At 34.9% G+C, this 18,138-nt stretch carries 18 protein-coding genes and 1 pseudogene; 4 read left to right on the top strand and 15 right to left on the bottom strand.

Going from position 1 to position 18,138, the window contains the following annotated elements; all coding sequences use genetic code 11:
• The first annotated feature begins 28 nt into the window (after nt 1–28).
• Complete coding sequence (recU, locus tag ACTQZM_RS06555; protein ID WP_087403396.1) at nt 29–661, top strand: Holliday junction resolvase RecU; 633 nt, start codon at nt 29–31, stop codon at nt 659–661.
• Complete coding sequence (locus tag ACTQZM_RS06550) at nt 639–2,948, top strand: PBP1A family penicillin-binding protein (RefSeq protein ID WP_441653272.1); 2,310 nt, start codon at nt 639–641, stop codon at nt 2,946–2,948. The genes recU and ACTQZM_RS06550 overlap by 23 nt, the downstream gene beginning before the upstream one ends.
• A 43-nt stretch (nt 2,949–2,991) precedes the next feature.
• Here the strand turns inward: ACTQZM_RS06550 and nth are convergent, their stop codons facing one another.
• From nth to ACTQZM_RS06515, 7 genes are all read right to left on the bottom strand, one after another.
• Nucleotides 2,992–3,639 (bottom strand): endonuclease III domain-containing protein, encoded by a 648-nt coding sequence (gene nth, locus ACTQZM_RS06545; protein WP_441653271.1) that lies wholly within the window; start codon nt 3,637–3,639, stop codon nt 2,992–2,994.
• The gene (locus tag ACTQZM_RS06540) at nt 3,639–4,334 is read right to left on the bottom strand and encodes a DnaD domain-containing protein (protein WP_441653270.1); all 696 of its coding nucleotides are present in this window, start codon (nt 4,332–4,334) and stop codon (nt 3,639–3,641) included. Before ACTQZM_RS06540 ends, nth begins: the two co-directional genes overlap by 1 nt.
• 73 nt (nt 4,335–4,407) lie before the next feature.
• On the bottom strand, nt 4,408–4,782 hold the full coding sequence (locus tag ACTQZM_RS06535; RefSeq protein WP_016252170.1) for a RidA family protein: 375 nt from the start codon (nt 4,780–4,782) through the stop codon (nt 4,408–4,410).
• 1 nt (nt 4,783) lies between these two features.
• On the bottom strand, nt 4,784–5,218 hold the full coding sequence (locus ACTQZM_RS06530; RefSeq protein ID WP_016252169.1) for a Fur family transcriptional regulator: 435 nt from the start codon (nt 5,216–5,218) through the stop codon (nt 4,784–4,786).
• 135 nt (nt 5,219–5,353) lie between these two features.
• Nucleotides 5,354–6,283, bottom strand: coding sequence for a cysteine synthase A (cysK, locus tag ACTQZM_RS06525; protein ID WP_441653269.1), 930 nt, complete (start codon nt 6,281–6,283; stop codon nt 5,354–5,356).
• A 177-nt stretch (nt 6,284–6,460) separates the two neighbouring features.
• Nucleotides 6,461–8,455 (bottom strand): transketolase, encoded by a 1,995-nt coding sequence (gene tkt / locus ACTQZM_RS06520; RefSeq protein ID WP_441653268.1) that lies wholly within the window; start codon nt 8,453–8,455, stop codon nt 6,461–6,463.
• A 112-nt stretch (nt 8,456–8,567) separates the two neighbouring features.
• Nucleotides 8,568–8,807: a DUF896 family protein gene (locus ACTQZM_RS06515; RefSeq protein ID WP_016252166.1), complete on the bottom strand. Its 240-nt coding sequence runs from the start codon at nt 8,805–8,807 to the stop codon at nt 8,568–8,570.
• 145 nt (nt 8,808–8,952) lie between these two features.
• Between ACTQZM_RS06515 and lexA the strand changes: the two genes are divergently transcribed.
• Together lexA and ACTQZM_RS06505 are read left to right on the top strand one after the other, a co-directional pair.
• Nucleotides 8,953–9,570: a transcriptional repressor LexA gene (lexA, locus tag ACTQZM_RS06510; protein ID WP_047342510.1), complete on the top strand. Its 618-nt coding sequence runs from the start codon at nt 8,953–8,955 to the stop codon at nt 9,568–9,570.
• A 120-nt stretch (nt 9,571–9,690) separates the two neighbouring features.
• Nucleotides 9,691–9,936, top strand: coding sequence for a hypothetical protein (locus ACTQZM_RS06505; protein WP_016252164.1), 246 nt, complete (start codon nt 9,691–9,693; stop codon nt 9,934–9,936).
• 87 nt (nt 9,937–10,023) lie between these two features.
• Here the strand turns inward: ACTQZM_RS06505 and ahpF are convergent, their stop codons facing one another.
• The 8 genes and pseudogenes from ahpF to ACTQZM_RS06465 all read right to left on the bottom strand — a co-directional run.
• Entirely contained in the window at nt 10,024–11,556 is a 1,533-nt protein-coding gene (gene ahpF / locus ACTQZM_RS06500; protein ID WP_441653267.1) for an alkyl hydroperoxide reductase subunit F, read from the bottom strand.
• Between the two features lie 17 nt (nt 11,557–11,573).
• Nucleotides 11,574–12,134, bottom strand: a complete 561-nt coding sequence (gene ahpC, locus ACTQZM_RS06495; RefSeq protein ID WP_047241917.1) for an alkyl hydroperoxide reductase subunit C — start codon at nt 12,132–12,134, stop codon at nt 11,574–11,576.
• A 170-nt stretch (nt 12,135–12,304) separates the two neighbouring features.
• Nucleotides 12,305–13,273 (bottom strand): hypothetical protein, encoded by a 969-nt coding sequence (locus ACTQZM_RS06490; protein WP_441653266.1) that lies wholly within the window; start codon nt 13,271–13,273, stop codon nt 12,305–12,307.
• Nucleotides 13,257–14,111, bottom strand: a complete 855-nt coding sequence (locus tag ACTQZM_RS06485; protein WP_441653265.1) for a hypothetical protein — start codon at nt 14,109–14,111, stop codon at nt 13,257–13,259. The genes ACTQZM_RS06490 and ACTQZM_RS06485 overlap by 17 nt, the downstream gene beginning before the upstream one ends.
• 118 nt (nt 14,112–14,229) lie before the next feature.
• Complete coding sequence (locus tag ACTQZM_RS06480; RefSeq protein ID WP_047342504.1) at nt 14,230–14,412, bottom strand: hypothetical protein; 183 nt, start codon at nt 14,410–14,412, stop codon at nt 14,230–14,232.
• Between the two features lie 43 nt (nt 14,413–14,455).
• A complete protein-coding gene (locus tag ACTQZM_RS06475) occupies nt 14,456–14,971 on the bottom strand; it encodes a GNAT family N-acetyltransferase (protein WP_441653264.1) in 516 nt (171 codons plus the stop codon).
• Between the two features lie 67 nt (nt 14,972–15,038).
• Nucleotides 15,039–16,418: a glycoside hydrolase family 32 protein gene (locus ACTQZM_RS06470; protein ID WP_441653263.1), complete on the bottom strand. Its 1,380-nt coding sequence runs from the start codon at nt 16,416–16,418 to the stop codon at nt 15,039–15,041.
• A gap of 42 nt (nt 16,419–16,460) precedes the next feature.
• Nucleotides 16,461–17,837, bottom strand: a pseudogene (locus tag ACTQZM_RS06465) (sucrose-specific PTS transporter subunit IIBC); the annotation flags it as partial.
• Between the last annotated feature and the right edge of the window lie 301 nt (nt 17,838–18,138).

Genomic DNA, 18,138 nt, shown 5'->3' with positions numbered 1-18,138 from the left:
GTATAATAGTTTCAGGAGTGTGAAATTTATGAACTTTCATTATCCCAATGGAAAAGTTTATCACAAGACAGAATGGAAGTCAGCAAAAAAATCGCCACTCACTTTTGCCAATCGTGGGATGCGTTTTGAAGAGGCTATTAATGAAAGCAATGAATATTACTTAAATAAACAAATTGCTGTCATACATAAAAAGCCCACCCCCATTCAAATTGTGAAAGTCGACTACCCCAAACGTAGTGCAGCAACAATCAAAGAAGCCTATTTTAAAGAAGCTTCAACTACAGATTATAATGGGGTTTATCAAGGATATTATCTTGATTTTGAGGCAAAAGCTACCCAAAATAAAACTTCATTTCCTTTAAAAAATTTCCATTCTCATCAGATTGAGCATATGAGAAATTGTTTACTCCAAGGCGGAATTTGTTTTGTATTGCTTTATTTTAGTGCTTTGAAGCGTTGTTTTTTTCTAGATGCAAAGACATTAATTGAAAAATGGGATAGTCAAGAGCAACAGAGAAAATCGATTACGCTAAACGAAATAGAAGCAAAAGGAATTGAAATTACCATGAAAATCGCTCCTAGAATTGATTATTTAGCAGCGGTTAAACAATTTTTAGAAAATAAAGGAGAACACAGAAATGGCAAATCAAACCTCGACTAGAAAGGCCAAACACCATCAAAAAAGACCGATGAATAAGAAATCTAAGCAAAATTCAAGCGGCTCATTATTTGTGAAACTAATCGGTATTGTGTTTGCTGCTTGTCTTGTATTATTCTTAGCGGGTGTCGGTCTATTTTTTTTCTATGCAAAAGATGCGCCAGAATTAACAGACCAATCCTTAGATACGACTGTCTCATCAATCATTTATGATGCAAACGGTGAAAAAATTACAGATATCGGTGCTGAAAATCGTGAAAAAATCAGTGCAACTGAGATTCCACAACAACTTGCTGATGCGGTTGTGTCAGTGGAAGATAAAAGATTTTATAAACATATCGGTGTAGATCCAATTCGTATCGTTGGCTCACTGGTTTCTAATGTACGTTCCGGTGGATTACAAGGAGGAAGTACGTTAACACAACAATTGATTAAATTATCATTCTTCTCTACTAAAGCATCAGACCAAACTTTAAAGCGAAAAGCACAAGAAGCCGTATTAGCAATTAAATTAGAACGTATGAAATCTAAACAAGAGATATTGACTTACTATATTAATAAAGTCTATATGTCAAATGGTATTTATGGGATGCAAACTGCTTCGAAAGCTTTTTATGGTAAGCCTTTAGACCAATTAACCTTACCACAAACTGCGTTATTAGCTGGCATACCAAACGCCCCTACCTTGTTTGATCCATATGCTAATCCAGATTCAGCAAAAAAACGTAGAGACATTGTTTTACTAACCATGTATCAAAATAAAAAAATTAATAAATCTGAATATGAACAAGCTGTGGCGACACCAATTAATGATGGCTTACTAACCACCCCTGCCACGCAAAACGCTGATTGGAAGTATTATGATAACTACATCAAAGAAGTCATTAATGAAGTGAAGTCAAAAACTGGAAAAAATATTTATACAGATGGCCTAAAAGTTTATACTAACTTAAATGTGAATGCCCAAAAACGCCTATACGATATTGTTAATTCTGAAAACTATGTCTATTATCCTGATAAAAATATGCAAGTTGCTGCTACTTTAATGGATGTTCATACAGGAAAGGTTCTTGCGCAGATTGGTGGTCGTAATATTCCTGCAGGTACGATTTTAGGATATAATTTAGCAGTAAGTACTTCACGTGATTTTGGTTCAACAGTGAAACCAATTACTGATTATGGCCCTGCTTTTGAATATTTAAAATACTCAACCGGTAAAACAATTGTTGATGAACCTTATACCTATGCTGGAACGAATATTCAATTAAAGAATTGGGATAATCGATACTATGGTACAATGACCTTACGTAAAGCATTGTATCTTTCAAGAAATGTTCCTGCAGCTAAATTATTTATGGATGTTGGTGTAAAAAATGTAAAGAAATTTTTAAATGGTTTGGACATCGATTACTCTGATTTACAACAATTTAATGCAATTTCAAGCAATACCGAACAGCAAGATGGTACCAAATATGGTGTTTCTAGTCTGAAAATGGCCGCTGCTTATGCTGCTTTTGCGAATGGTGGTACTTACTATGAACCGCAATATGTAAATAAAATTGTCTATCAAGATGGTACAGAAGAAGCTTTTGACGCAGATGGTACAAAAGCAATGGAATCAACTACGGCTTATATGATTACCGATATTCTAAAAGATGTTATCACATATGGTACAGGGACAAATGCCCAAATTAGTGGGTTAATTCAAGCAGGGAAAACCGGTACTTCAAACTATACAACTGAAGAATTAGCCAATATTGATACTTCAAGAGGTGCCTATCCTGATATTTCATTTGTCGGCTATACACCTAATTATTCATTGGCTGTATGGACTGGTTATAATGATCGTAAAACGCCAGTAACCGATGATTCTTCACAAGTTGCCTCAGATGTGTATCGTGAGTTGATGAGCTATATGACAGATGGCAATGAAAGCAAAGATTGGAAGATGCCATCAGGACTTGTACGATATGGACGAGAGTTGTATTTTGCTAATTCAAAAGGTTATTCTTCAGCTAAAAAAGATACTACCACAATACAGTCGTCAAGCTCAAATGAGGTCAGTTCAATTACGACAGAAGAAACAAAAACTGAAGATAAGGAAGAAACTTCAACCTCATCTGAAGATACAACAACTGTAGTAGCGCCAAATAACCCAGGGCAAAATAGTGGTGCAAATGGCAGCCAAAACGGAAATGGTAATACCAATAATGCAACAACTAATAATGGTGCTACGCCGCCAAATGACTCTAATAACGACAATAACGGTGCAACCAATAATAACCAATAATTAAAAAGGCACAAGTTGTAGAGATAAATCTACAACTTGTGCCTTATTTTATACCAAGTCTTTTCTTACCTTCTTTGCAATATTGTAACACCGGACAGTGATCGCATTTTGGATTTTTTGCAGTACAATGATATCTACCAAAGAAAATCAATGTATGATGTGTTTGTACCCACTTATTTTTGGGAATTTTCTTCATTAGCGTTTCTTCTACTTCTGATACACTGGCCTCGCTTTTCACAATTGCCAATCGTTTACTTACTCTTTCAACATGTGTATCTACAGCAATAGCCGGTACATGAAAAGCTTCTCCTAAAACAACATTTGCCGTCTTTCTCCCCACGCCTGGTAGAGCAATAAGTTCTTCTCTTGTTTGTGGTACCTCTCCATCATATTTTTCATATAATAGTTGGGCACATGCTTTGATATTTTTGGCTTTATTGCGATATAAGCCGATGGAGCGAATACATGCTATCACCTCTTCAATCGGTGCATTGGCCAAATGATAAGCATCAGGAAAGCGCGCAAATAATTGTGGCGTTGCTTTATTCACACTTACATCGGTAGTTTGAGCGCTTAATATGACAGCAATAAGTAATTGAAAAGGTGTTTCATAGTTTAATTCACACTTTGCATTAGGAAACATTTCATACATGATTGCAAGTACTTTTTGTGTTCTTTCTTTGCCTAACATCATTTTCCCTCCAACCAATTATACATGGTAATTTTAGATTTAGGTGATTTATGATTTGTAGTTTGACCATTGGAGGTAAATTTTTGCTTACGTTTATTTTGCTCTTCTTTTACTTGCTGAGGACTGGTAATATTTTTTCTTTCCCAACTTAACAAAATACGGTCTATATAATTGAGACTATAGGCTTGATTAATAACTGCTTCTTTCAAGGCTAAATAGATTAAGTCAACTGAATAATGATCCTCTTGAAGCCACTGATTGATGCGTTGATACTCAATAGAAGATAATGTACGACCGAATTCTTCCTCAAAATGTTGAAATAATTCTTTCACTTTCATCTGCGTTGAATTTTTTTCATTTTGTTTTGAAGATTGCGTAATTAACTGCTCAATACGATCGTAAATTGGCGAAAAGTCATAACAATCTGTTTTTTTACCAGTTGCATCTTCCTTTTGCGTAATGAGGATCAATTCTTTTTGTATCAAATTATTAATGGTAGAAAATACGGTGTTTAAGGGTAAATTTAATTTTTCAGCAATGACACTGGCGTCTGGAAATCGATTCCCTTCTTGTACATAACGATACAGTTGCAACCAGATGATGAATTCTTCATTATTCATGCCTATTTTTTGGTAATAATCTAATATCAAATTACTTACGACGGTTTGTCCTGCTTCTTGGAACTCTCTAAGCAAATAGATACCTCCCTTTTTATTAAAAGTGAAAAAAACTGGCTCAATGTAGTTTGAACCAGTTAGTAAAAATAAATTAATCAATTGCCGCAATAATTTCAATTTCTACTAGCAAATCTTTAGGAAGTCTAGCTACCTCAACTGCTGAACGTGCAGGTAACTTATCATTGAACATTGTTGCATATACTTCATTAAATGCGACAAAATCATCCATATTTTTCAAGAAACATGTTGTTTTTACTACGTTGTCTGGAGTAAGATTAGCAGCCTTCAATATTGCTTGAATATTTTTTAGGACTTGTGCAGTTTGTTCCTGAATATTTTGACCAACAATTTCACCTGTTTTTGGATCAAGTGGTACTTGTCCAGATGCAAATAAAAATCCGTTTGCAATTCTTGCCTGAACATATGGTCCAATGGCTTTAGGTGCATCATCTGTATGAATAATCATTTTATTTCTCTCCCTTTTTTTGACATTCTTCACAAATACCATAAACTTCTAAACGATGACTATGGATTAAATGATTGGTAATCTTTCCTGCAGCCATCTCCACGTCGTCTAAACCAGGATAAAAAAAGTCGGTAATTTTCCCACATTTTTCACAAATAACATGGTAATGTGGCTTAATTGTAAAATCAAAACGACTAGATGAATCACCATAGCTCATTTCTTTTAAGAAGCCTAAATCTGTAAATAATCTTAAATTGTTGTATACAGTTGCCACGCTGATACCAGGGAAACTTTCTTTGATTCCGTGGTAAATTTCTTCAGCTGTGGGATGTATATGATGATTCTCCAAATATTCTAATATAGCCATACGTTGTGAGGTTAATCGAACATTTTCTGATTCTAATTTAGAGATTGCGTGTTCTAAAGTTGTGCTCAAACGAATCCCTCCATTTCTGAAACTAATTCTATTCTACTATTAATTTGTGAAGAATGCTAGTGATTTTTAATAATTCTAAATATTTAAAGAACAAAAAATCCAGCCAACATATTGTAGCTGGATTAAATTTGAGTCTTAATCTTCAAATTGGTATAAAGCAGTTGATAAATAACGTTCGCCATTATCTGGCAGTAACGCAACGACTTTCTTGCCTTTACCTAATTTAACAGCTAAATCGTAAGCTGCTTTTAGGGCTGCTCCAGATGAAATACCAACTAAAATGCCTTCTTTTTGACCAAAAGTACGTCCTGTAGCTAAAGCATCATCACTCTTAACAGCAATTACTTCATCATAAACGTCGGTATCTAATGTTTTAGGAACAAATCCGGTACCAATACCTTGGATTTTATGTGGACCAGCATTTTGTCCGCTTAATACAGCTGATTCTGCAGGTTCTACAGCAACGACTTTAATATCTGGATAAGCTTTTTTCAATGCGTGACCGACACCAGTAATTGTACCACCAGTTCCCACACCAGCGACAAATGCATCAGGCGCATCTTGACCAAATGCTTCAACAATTTCTTTTCCTGTTGTTTCTTCATGAATTTGAGGGTTCGCCGGATTTTCGAATTGTAATGGTAAGAAGTAGCCATTTTCTTTTGCTAATTCAGTTGCTTTTTCAATAGATCCTTTAATTCCTTCGCTACCAGGAGTTAAGATTAATTTAGCGCCATAAGCTTGCATTAATTTACGACGTTCAATACTCATGGTATCAGGCATTACAATAATAACATTGTAGCCTTTTGCCGCTCCTACCATAGATAAACCTATCCCAGTATTACCAGAAGTTGGTTCAATAATCGTATCACCTGGTTTTAATTGGCCGTTTTTTTCAGCGGCTTCAATCATCGCTAATGCAATACGATCTTTCACACTGCTTCCAGGGTTAAATGATTCAACCTTCACATAAATATCAGCACCATTTTCAGGAGCAAAATGATTTAGTTTTACAATTGGGGTATTCCCAATAAGATCAGTAATAGAATTATAAATTTTACTCATTAGATTCACCTTCTATGCTTTTGTTGATTCTATTTTAGCGAATGAAATAGAAAAACACAAATCATTCAATTTGTTGTGATAAAGAATTTTTATCGGTCAAAAGTAAGAAAAATAAACAAGGATAGCTTCATAAGCGAAACTATCCTTGTTTCTCATAAATATTTTAAATCAGACATATTAGAAAGATTTGAAGGTATTTACTACGTTTTCTACATTAAATCCAAATGAATCAAGTACTAAATTACCTGGAGCAGAGGCACCAAATTCATCAATAGAAATAATTTTGCCTTTACATTTTACATATTGTCTCCATCCAAATGAAGAGCCTGCTTCGATAGCGACACGTTTTTTAACACCTTTTGGTAAAACAGTATTTTTATATTCATCGCTTTGTTTTTCAAATAGTTCCATACTTGGCATAGAAACAACAGATACATCAATGCCTTCTTCAGCTAATTTTGCTTGTGCTTGAACTGCAAGATTAACTTCTGAACCAGTTGCAATTAAAATACCTTCTGGCGTTTCGTTTTTAGCTGGAGAAACAACATAAGCACCTTTTGCAACCATTTCGTCTGCATGTTCTTTCGTTCCTTCAATGACTGGTAAGTTTTGACGACTTAATACTAAAACAGTAGGTGTTTCAGTAGACTCCATTGCTACTTTCCAAGCTGCACGTGTTTCGTTACCATCTGCAGGACGAATCACATTCAAATTAGGCATGCTACGTAAGCTTGATAATTGTTCGATTGGTTCATGCGTTGGTCCATCTTCCCCAACAGCTACAGAGTCATGGGTTAATACATAAGTTACTGGAAGTTTTTGTAGAGCAGCTAAACGGATGGCTGGTCTTAAATAGTCGACGAATACGAAGAAAGTACCACCGTAAACTTTTGTACCACGATGAAGTTGAATACCATTCATTGCGGCTGCCATTGCAAACTCACGAACACCAAACCAAATATTGCGGCCTTCATAACTACCAGGTTCGAAATCTTTTTCAGCAGCAACCATTGTATTATTTGAAGCACTTAAGTCAGCTGAACCACCCCAGAATGAAGGAACAGCTTTAGAGATAGCTTGAATCGTTTCTTTACTTGAGACACGACTTGCTTGAGCAGAACCAACTTCATATTTTGGTAAATCAAGATCCCATTTCACAGGAAGTTCACCGCTGAAGGCTTGTTTGAATTCTTCTGCTAATGCTGGGTAAGCTTTTTCATATTCAGCAAATAATTGATTCCAAGCTTCTTCTGCTTTTTTCCCTTTTTCGATAATTTCTTGTTGGAAACGTGTCTTTACTTCATCCGGAACTGTAAATTCAGGATATTCCCAACCATAGCTTTCTTTAGCGGCTTTGACTCCTTCTGCTCCAAGTGGTGAACCATGAACTGCAGATGTACCTTGTTTAGGTGCGCCAAAGCCAATGATTGTTTTAACTTCGATAAGTGTTGGTTGTTCAGTGTTTGCTTTAGCTTCTTCAATCGCTTTAGAAATTGCTTCTAAATCATTGCCGTCTTTAACTAAAATATGTTGCCAACCATAAGCTTCAAATCTTTGACCAACATTTTCTGTGAAGGCTTTGCTTGTTGGACCGTCTAAAGAAATATCATTTGAATCATATAAAACGATTAATTTACCTAATTTCAAGTGTCCAGCTAATGAACTTGCTTCTTGTGAGACGCCTTCCATTAAGTCACCATCACCACAAATAGCGTAAGTGTAATGATCCATCACGTTGAATTGATCACGATTAAATTTAGCAGCTAGATGTGCTTCTGCCATTGCCATACCTACAGCCATTGCAATACCTTGACCTAATGGACCAGTCGTTGCTTCTACACCATCTGTATGATTGACTTCAGGATGTCCAGGTGTTTTACTTTGCCATTGACGGAAGTTTTTCAAATCATCAATAGAAACTTGATATCCAGCACAGTGTAATAAACTATATAATAAGGCTGAACCGTGGCCAGCAGAAAGAATGAAACGATCACGGTCTACCCAATTTCTAGAAGTTGTTGGGTTCACTTTTAGGTGTTTTGTCCATAGCGCATAAGCCATTGGCGCAGCGCCCATAGGTAAACCAGGATGTCCAGAATTTGCTTTTTGGATAGCATCCATACTTAGTGTACGTAAAGTATTGACGCCTAATTGATCGATTGTATCAAACATAGTAATATTGCCTCCCAGCATTTTTAGTTTTTTTTACTTTAATTACGCTTACATTATAGCGAAATTTACTAAAAATAGCAATAGCTTGATGAAACCATTTTTTTATAATCAATTATCGATTATGCAACCCTTTTTGCTTTTGAATTTTTTTAAGTTTTTCAGGAGTTACATCATTTCCTTGCAAATCAACAACTTTCATCCCTTCAATATGGTGACGCATCCCACCTCGGAAAGCTTCTAAGTATTCTTGACGCAATAAATGTTGCTCTTTTTGTTCAGCCTCAGTGAGTCCTTCTTCCTTTTTCTTTTTTGCTAATTCATTAATTCGTTTAATTTTTTCTTCTGATAACATTTTATTCCTCCGAATATTTGTGATAACTATATAATAATATAAATATTCCTAAAAAAGCAACAATCTAAATCAAATTGCGAACGCTTGTTTGATTTAACGGTGGCAGTATGTTATAATTGTAAAAAAAGAAGAAAAGGTGATGAAAATGCCTAGATATAATGAAGAACGTCAATTGAATATTTTAAAATATATTCATGATTTCTTACAAGAAAAGAATTATCCACCGACTGTTAGAGAAATCGCCCAAGCTGTAAACTTAGCGTCATCATCAACTGTACATGGACACTTAGAAAGACTTGAAAAAAAAGGCTTAGTTCATCGTGATCCAACAAAACCACGAGCTTTAGAACTCACCGCACTTGGTTTGGAAAAAATTGGTATCGTCAAACAACAAATTCCGATTGTTGGTGTAGTTACAGCCGGAAATCCAATCTTAGCAGTTGAACAGACCGAGGATTACTTCCCTGTTCCACCAGAATTAACGGATGAAAGTGAACCTTTATTTATGCTTACGATTCGTGGAGAAAGTATGATTAATGCAGGTATTTTAGATGGTGACCAAGTCATTGTCCGCAAACAATCATCTGCACGTAACGGTGAAATCGTGATTGCGATGACAGCAGATGATGAAGCCACTTGTAAGAGATTTTATAAAGAAGCCAATCATTTTCGTTTACAGCCTGAAAATGATTTGTTAGAACCGATTATATTAGATGAAGTAACGATTCTAGGTGTTGTAGTTGGCCTATATCGTAATTATTAATTCCTTTAAAAAATCTTCTATTTATCTATTTTAGAAGATTTTTTATTTTTTTCTTTACTTTTCGAACAAACATTCGTATAATAATGATATACAAACAAACGTTCGAAAAGAGGGGTATTTATGAAATTTATTCGACAAATGGGCTTATTACTCATCATTTTCTTTCTTGGTTTATTCATTGGGGATTATGGCAATCATCAAATCCCTATCTATCTAGCGCCTATCGTCATATTATGGATTATGGCTTGGGATGATCGTCGTAATCGTATGTTAAAACGTAAAATGAAACAACAAAAGAGCAAAAATCAATCCAATTATTTCTATATTTATGATCAAGAATATCCCACTGCTCATCATAGATATTAAATCTGTCGCAATATACGTTGCGACTTTTTTTATAAAAAAATCGTCTAGAAAAATAGCTAGTACTATTCTCTAGACGATTGATATTTATTATTGTCTAATTAAGTAATCGAAAGCTCCAAGGGCAGCTGTAGCACCAGAACCCATAGAAATAATAATTTGTTTATAGGCTGAATCTGTGCAATCCCCTGCAGCAAAGACACCAGGCATACTTGTTTGGCCATGTTTATCCACAATGATTTCGCCACGATTTGTAAGTTCTACTCTATCTTTTAACCAAGCAGTATTTGGTACAAGACCGATTTGTACAAATACGCCAGATAAATCAATATGATGTTCTTCATTCGTAGCACGATCAACATAGTTAAGCCCAGTTACTTCATCAGAGCCCACAATGTCTTTTGTAGCAACATTTTTCAATACAGTAATATTGTCTAGTTTTGCTACTCTATCTTGTAAAACTTGGTCGGCTTTTAATTCTGGTAAAAATTCTAAAACATAGACATGTTCGGCTAAACCGGCTAAGTCAATGGCGGCTTCAATACCTGAATTTCCTCCACCGATTACAGCAACTTTCTTACCAGTAAATAATGGACCGTCACAGTGTGGACAATAAGTAACTCCTTTGTTGCGGAATTCTTGTTCACCCGGCACATTCATATTACGCCATTTAGCTCCTAAAGCCAATACCACTGATTTAGCTTTTAATACAGCACCATTTTCAAGTTCAACTTCCACGACATCTGTTTTACGAATATCTTTTGCACGTTGACCTTTCATGATTTCAACTGGATATTCTTTGACATGTTGTTCGACTTGAGCCATCAATTTTGGACCTTCAGTATATGGTGTCCCGATCATATTTTCGATACCGACTGTTTCCATTACTTGTCCACCAAAGTTTTCTACAACCATACCGGTACGAATACCTTTACGAGCAGCATAGATTGCCGCTGAACTACCAGAAGGACCTCCGCCGACAACAAGTACATCAAATAATCCTTTATCTTCAAATTCTTCAGCAGAACTTGGACCAGCAGCCAAATCTACAAGCTGTTCGATACTCATACGTCCACTTGCAAACTCTTCACCATCTAAAAAGACAGTAGGCACGGCCATAACCTTTTTAGCATCTACTTCTTCTTTAAACATACCGCCCTCAATCATTGTATGACTGATATTTGGATTTAAGACTGACATAATGTTTAAAGCCTGAACAACATCAGGGCAATTATGACAAGTTAAGCTAACATAAGTTTCGAAGTGTAAAGGTCGATTGATTTTTTCAATACGACGAATCACATCTTCTTCAACTTTTGGTTTACGTCCACCTACTTGTAATAATGCTAAAATAAATGAAGTAAATTCATGGCCAAGTGGTAATCCAGCAAACTCAATACCACTATCTACTTGCCCTTTTTGATTAATCATAAAGGAAGGTGTACGAGACAATGATTTATTAACCAATGATATTTTAGGCGACATTGCTTGAATTTCGTCTAGGAACTCGCGAACCTTTTGACTATTTTCACTTTCATCTAAATGAGCGGCGAAAACAATATCATTTTCAAGTAATTCAAGATATTGGGCTAATTGCGCTTTAATTTCAGTATCTAAAGCCATTTGACAATCCCCTTTTCTTAAATCTTACCAACTAAATCTAGACTTGGTTTAAGTGTTTCTGCTCCTTCTTTCCATTTGGCTGGGCATACTTCACCTGGATGTGTACGAACATATTGGGCTGCACGAATTTTATCAACAAGAATCGCAGCATTACGTCCGATACCATCAGCATTGATTTCAAGTGCTTGAACAATGCCATCTGGATCAATAATAAATGTTCCGCGTTGTGATAAACCTTGATCATCTAATACATCAAAACCTAATGAAATTTGATGAGATGGATCACCAATCATAATGTATTCTAATTTTGAAATAGCTTCTGAATGATCATGCCAAGCTTTGTGGGTAAAGTGTGTATCTGTTGAAACAGAGTATACTTCAACTCCTAAGCTCTTTAGCGTAGCGTATTGTTCTTGTAAGTCTTCTAATTCTGTTGGACAAACAAATGAGAAGTCTGCAGGATAGAAGCAAACAACACTCCAATGACCTTTAAAATCTTCATTTGTAACTTCGATGAATTCTCCGTTATGAAATGCATTTGCTTTGAATTCAATTACTTCTTTACCAATTAATGACATGGCTATTCCTCCAATAATTTAAATATTTGAGACAACTCTCAATATAAATATAACTAAAAATATGTTATCGGTCAACCTTTTAGTTATAATTATTATAATTTTAAAATTGGTTCATATTGTAAAATCTTATATTGGTTAGAAAATTCATTTTCAATTAGATTCAACCATTCTCACTCGCTACCAATTAACAGTGGCACTAAGAATGGATAACTAGTTAAGAAATCAAGAATCGATCGTCGCTGTTGAGCAGAATCGATGGTAATTTGAGCAAACTGATTTTCATCAAGATAAAATTTTACTTTTTGCTGATGATCAAGCAGGATTTCGAAAGCCTGCTGCTCAACTAATTCAAAATCATATTCTTTGACAGACATTAATTTAATAAAGATGCGATCAATGATTAACTCTGAAACTTTTCTTTGACTAGTAAAGTTAACAATCAATTCATAAGCATTATCTAATAAACTTTGCTCAACCGTAAATCCTAATTTTTTGGCATAGAGTAAGAGCTGATTTAAGTCATGATTAAATAAAGCCAGTTGATTTCTGGATAAAATATGGTCTTCATACCATAAACGGATCAAAGAAGCCATATGATGATCAAATATTTCCACTTCTTTTGAAAGTAAATCAAAAGCTAGCAATGGAATAAATGCAGCATTCATGCTTGGGTTTAAGACGTTTAATTGAAATTCAAAAATGAGTCTATTTTGCTCGTCTAAGCGATGGATGACTTGAAAATGCTTGGTATACCAACGATTGAAGCTATCTCCTTTTTGCAAATCAATGGCAGATAACGGTCTAAGAAGTTCGTAGCTAATATATTCAATTAAAATTTGCTTTGCTAGAGCGGAGATTTTATGTTCATCTAATACATGATGATGAAAAAGCGACAATAATTTTTCAAAATTTGCTTCCATAATCACCCGACGTAATTTCAAATCGGCGAGTTCATCTTCAGCTGCTTGAATTAATGAAAGAATTTTTTGATGATCTTTTTGTTTGGTTTCATCATAAACTGTCTGGATATTCATTTCTTCATTGACAGCGGTATAATCAATATCTTCTCGAGGAATGGATGATTCAGAAAAATGCATCACTTCTTTTTCTTGTACTTCAAGTTTAGAATCCTTTGTCATTTGCTTGACCCTCCTCTCTTGGTAATAAATAATCAGTAATAAATTGCATTAATTCAGCTTCTAAATGATCTAAAGAAGTCGCGTATTTTTGAACTAAGCGCAATTCTTTTGTAATTAATGCCCGATGTAGCTGAATATTGAAATAATCTTGCTGATAAGCCTCTTTTCTTCTATTTAGCGTTGTATCATCATCTTTTTGGGCATTTAGCTTTTGTATATCCGCTTCTAATTGTTTTTTGGTATTCAACAATTGTAAATATTCTTCCTCGTTTTTCACACGGTTAAAAATCGTTTTTTGTTGAGACATTTGTTGAATCTGCTTATTAATTGGCGATAATTTTTTCTCTAATTCTTCTACTTCAGACTGTAACGTTAGATTTTGTACATCTAATTGATTGATTTTTTGTTCGATTTCTTTTAGTTGAGATTGATCCGTTTCATTAAAGTTACGCCATTCATTTAAAACTGTTGGCTCAATATAGATTTTAGGCACACTGACATCAACCATAATCGTTGGACGTTGATGATAATATTGTCCAATTCGATATTGTAAAAGTGTTGGACTTAATTTTTTGACAAACTGTAGATATTCAAATCTAGCTAATAAAGCATCATGTAATTTTCTGGCTAACAAGTTGTCAATTTCATGATTTTGGTTTGAGGTTTCTTTAAGTTCTTTATGCAGTTTTCCTTGATAAATGCGATAAATTTCAGCCACATTTTCAGTTTCAATTGCATGCTCAAAAGACTGCAAATCTTGTAATAATTGTCCAATATTTTTTGAGGCACTAGCTTTTACCTCACCAAAACTTGGCTGTTGCTCTTGAGATGTAGGCATAGAAAATCCCTCCTAACATTTTATATTTATTCTAACATACTTTTTATTAAATTTACATGAAATCGCTTGAAAAAAAGAACAATCTAGACTTGATGTATCAAGCCTAAATTGTTCTTTCTCACTTATCTTTAGTTCTAAAGCGAATTTGTTGTTTGTCATCTCTTGATAGAATCGTTTCTTCTTTTAAGTATTCAAAGCGTAATTCGTTAATTTCAGGATTTTCAAGCATTTCTTCATAGCCCTTAAAAATAGAACGAATATAATTTTTGTACGCTTTTTTCTTTTTTAGTCTTTTCTTCATATTGCACCGTCCTTACCTTCTTATATTAACAATATTTCAAGTATTAATCAACCTTGTCATATAACTGATAAGCATAACGGTGTCCATCAGGGATTGGAAAATGGACCTCGCCACAAAATTGAAATCCAGTATCTAGAATAGCTTTTTGCATACCTTTATTGAGATGATGTGTATCAATCCTAAAATCATGATACCCCAATTTTCTTCCTTGTAAAATCAATGCTTGAAGTAGCTGTTTCGCGTAGCCTTTTTGTCGAACCGATGGATTAACAGAGATACGATGAATCGATAAATAGTTATTTTTACCCTTCCATTGACCGATGATGGCAGAATACACCGGATCAATACCAGCTTGTAATGTTCCAAGCGCCACAATTTGGCTATCATTGATTAATAAATATAGTTCCTGATTCAAAATATTAACCTGGATATTTTCTTTTGTTGGTCCATAGCCATCTTGCCATTGAGTAGAACCTTGCTCGGCCAGTAATTGAATAGCTGATTCATAAATGGTTAAAATGTCAGATAAATCCTCTAATTGTGCTAATCTTAGTTGCATTTCATCCCTTCTCGTTCCTAATTATAAAAATAAAATGGTTCTAGTACAAGACTAAAACCATTTCAGATTAATGAACATTCATTGCATCTAATTGATAACCTTTAACAAATGACTGCGAGGATTTAATTTCAATTTTCTTTGATTGACAATAAGTTGAATTAAAAAGACGTGCACTTGCAACATATCTACCCGAGTTTACAAATAGTTCACTTACCGAACCATCGATAAACCAGTCAAAATTTTGTAATGGTTCATCAAGTATAACTTTACGGTATTCTTCCTCATTTGTATACCAGTTTTTTCGTATCAAAGTTATTTCATGGGTGTCGGCTTGATAGGCTAAGGTGAAAACATCATCAATCGTAATATTAAAATCATCTTGAACTTCTTCTTCGCAGATAAGCTCAATCATAGATGACTGTATTTCTTGCGTTCCATTCAATAGTTGAACTTCTTGATTTCTTAATTGATAGATTTCATTTGCAGGCTTTTGGCATAATTTATTTCCGTCTAGTGTTAACTCTCTCGGGATTGTCAAACAATGAATCCAACCTTCTTCAATCGTTGGCATGCTTGATTCATATTCTGGCTGAGTGATTCCCATCCAACCATATGATAAAATTCTATCTCCATCATAAAAACTTTGGGGCGCATAATATTCAAAGCCAAAGTCAACTTCTTGCATATCATCATCTAACAGCAAATGCCCTTCATTAAACTCTCCCAATGCATAAACTGTTTGATATATATTATGATATTGATTCCCTTGTGCTTCAATTCCTTGAGGTGAATAGATAAAAACAGCTTGATTATCAATAAATACTAAATCTGGGCACTCCCACATATAACCAATTTGAGAAAGTATGTCTGGATTTGTAACTAAATCGCCTAAGCATTCCCAATTCTTGGCATCAATTGAACGATAGAGTAGAGTTGTCCCCGTTAAATTTTCTCTTTGGGCGCCAACAACAAGATAATAACAATGCTCTTTTTCATCATACCAAACTTTTGGATCCCGGACATGGCGCGTAAAACCTTTTGGATGTTCGAAAATTGGCCCTTGTTTTTCAAAAGTAAAGCCATCTTTTGAAATCGCTAAACACTGATAGCTATGTTTCTCTCCTGCTTCATCGATGACATTACCTGTATAATAAAGATGTAGTTGATTTTCGATAATAATTGCACTACCTGAATACACCCCATCTTTATCATACCAAGCATCGGGAGCCAAAGCGATAGGCGCCCGATGCCAAGTTATAAGGTCTTCAGAGTAGATGTGCCCCCAGTGTTTATTTTTATGAATCGTATCTGTTGGATTTAATTGATAAAACACATGATAGATACCTTCAAATTTTACTAAACCATTTGGATCATTTAATAGACCAGCTAAAGGTGTAATATGATAACCAATGGGATATTTTGAATTTTTTACATTTCCATCTAACATCTGATATTTCCCTTCTAATTTCTATTACGCGTTTTCTTGCATTTTATCACTATAACCGATTGTATAAGTTAATGCAAAGGCAACACCTACTGCCACTAAGTTAGCCAATAAGTATTGGAATAATTGGCCATTCAAGTATAGTAATGTACCAGGAATTACAGTGATTGACATACCTGTACCTGCTAAACCTAAAATGTTGGCAACAAAACCACCTGCAGCACCACCGATTAAGCCCATAACAAAAGGTTTAACATATCTTAAGTTTACCCCAAAAATAGCTGGTTCTGTAATTCCTAAGAAAGCTGATAATGCTGATGGGAAACATAATGCTTTTAATTTAGCAGATTTTGTTTTTACACCCACAGCTAAACAAGCAGCACCTTGAGCAGCAATCGCACATGTGATAATTGCGTTGAAGGCATTTTTACCAGTATTAGCTAGTAATTGTACTTCAAGGAAGTTGAAGATGTGGTGAACACCAGTTACAACGATTAATTGGTTTAAGAAACCGATAATGATACCTGCTAAACCAAATGGTAAGTTTAATACGAATTCAGTAGCGTTTAAGACAACTGTTTCAAGTGAGTGGAAAACTGGTCCAATGGCTAACAATCCAAGTAAACTCATCACTAATAGTGTTAAGAATGGTGTTAATAGCAAGTCAAAAGTATCAGGAATCACTTTACGTAGACGTTGTTCTAACTTCGCACCAAGTAATGCGGCAAAGAAGGCTGGTAAGACAGTACCTTGATAACCAACAATTGGAATAAATCCCATTAACATAATTGGTTTTGCAGCACCAGAAGCAACTTCATAAGCATTTGGTAAAGCTGGGTTAACTAACATCAAACCTAATACAATACCAATAACTGGGCTACCACCGAATACTCTAAATGTTGACCAAGCAACTAAAGCTGGTAAGAAGGCAAAAGCTGTATCCGTTAACACTTGGGTATAAAGTAAGAAGTTCGGATCAATTGACTTTGGTGTCATGCCAAAAATACTTAGAATCTGTGGTTGTGTCAATAATCCACGTAACCCCATGAATAACCCGGTAGCAACTAAGACTGGAATAATAGGAACAAAGACATCACCAAAGGTACGAATCATACGTTGGAAAACATTACCAGATTTGGCTGCTTCCGCTTTCATTTCACTTTTTGATGATTCGCTAACACCTAATGCAACCACTTCATCATAAATTTTGTTTACTGTACCTGTCCCAAAAATTATTTGATATTGTCCTGAGTTAAAGAAAGCGCCTTTAACTTTTTCAATGTTTTCAACTGTCTTACCGTCGATTTTATCTTGGTCGTTAACCATTAAACGTAGACGAGTCGCACAGTGAGCAACACTTCTGATATTTTCCTTTCCTCCGACAGCATCAATAACCGCTTGGGCAATTTCACGATTTTCCATTTTTTTCTTCCTTTCTTTACGGTACCGTTCCCACATTGATCAAAAAAATAAGATAAGAGCAAAACTTTCATTCTTATGGAACCGGTCCCTTGTTTACGTTTTCAGTATACACATGATTGAAATCGTTGTCAATCATTTTTTTGATTTTTTTTAGAAAAAAATACAAAAAAGAAGAAAGCGACATGCTTTATGATGTGACCCCCAAAAGTTAGACTTTATTAGCGTAGTAGTTTTGTCTACTACGTTTTTTTATGCACTCATAAGGTGAATTCTGTATTGAACTGGACTTTTCCACCCTAGC

The sequence above is a fragment of the Enterococcus cecorum genome, from assembly GCF_052119425.1.
GTDB lineage: Bacteria > Bacillota > Bacilli > Lactobacillales > Enterococcaceae > Enterococcus_E > Enterococcus_E cecorum_C.
The sequence above is the reverse complement of the archived record's forward strand: the minus strand, read 5'-3'. Positions and strand labels throughout refer to the sequence as shown.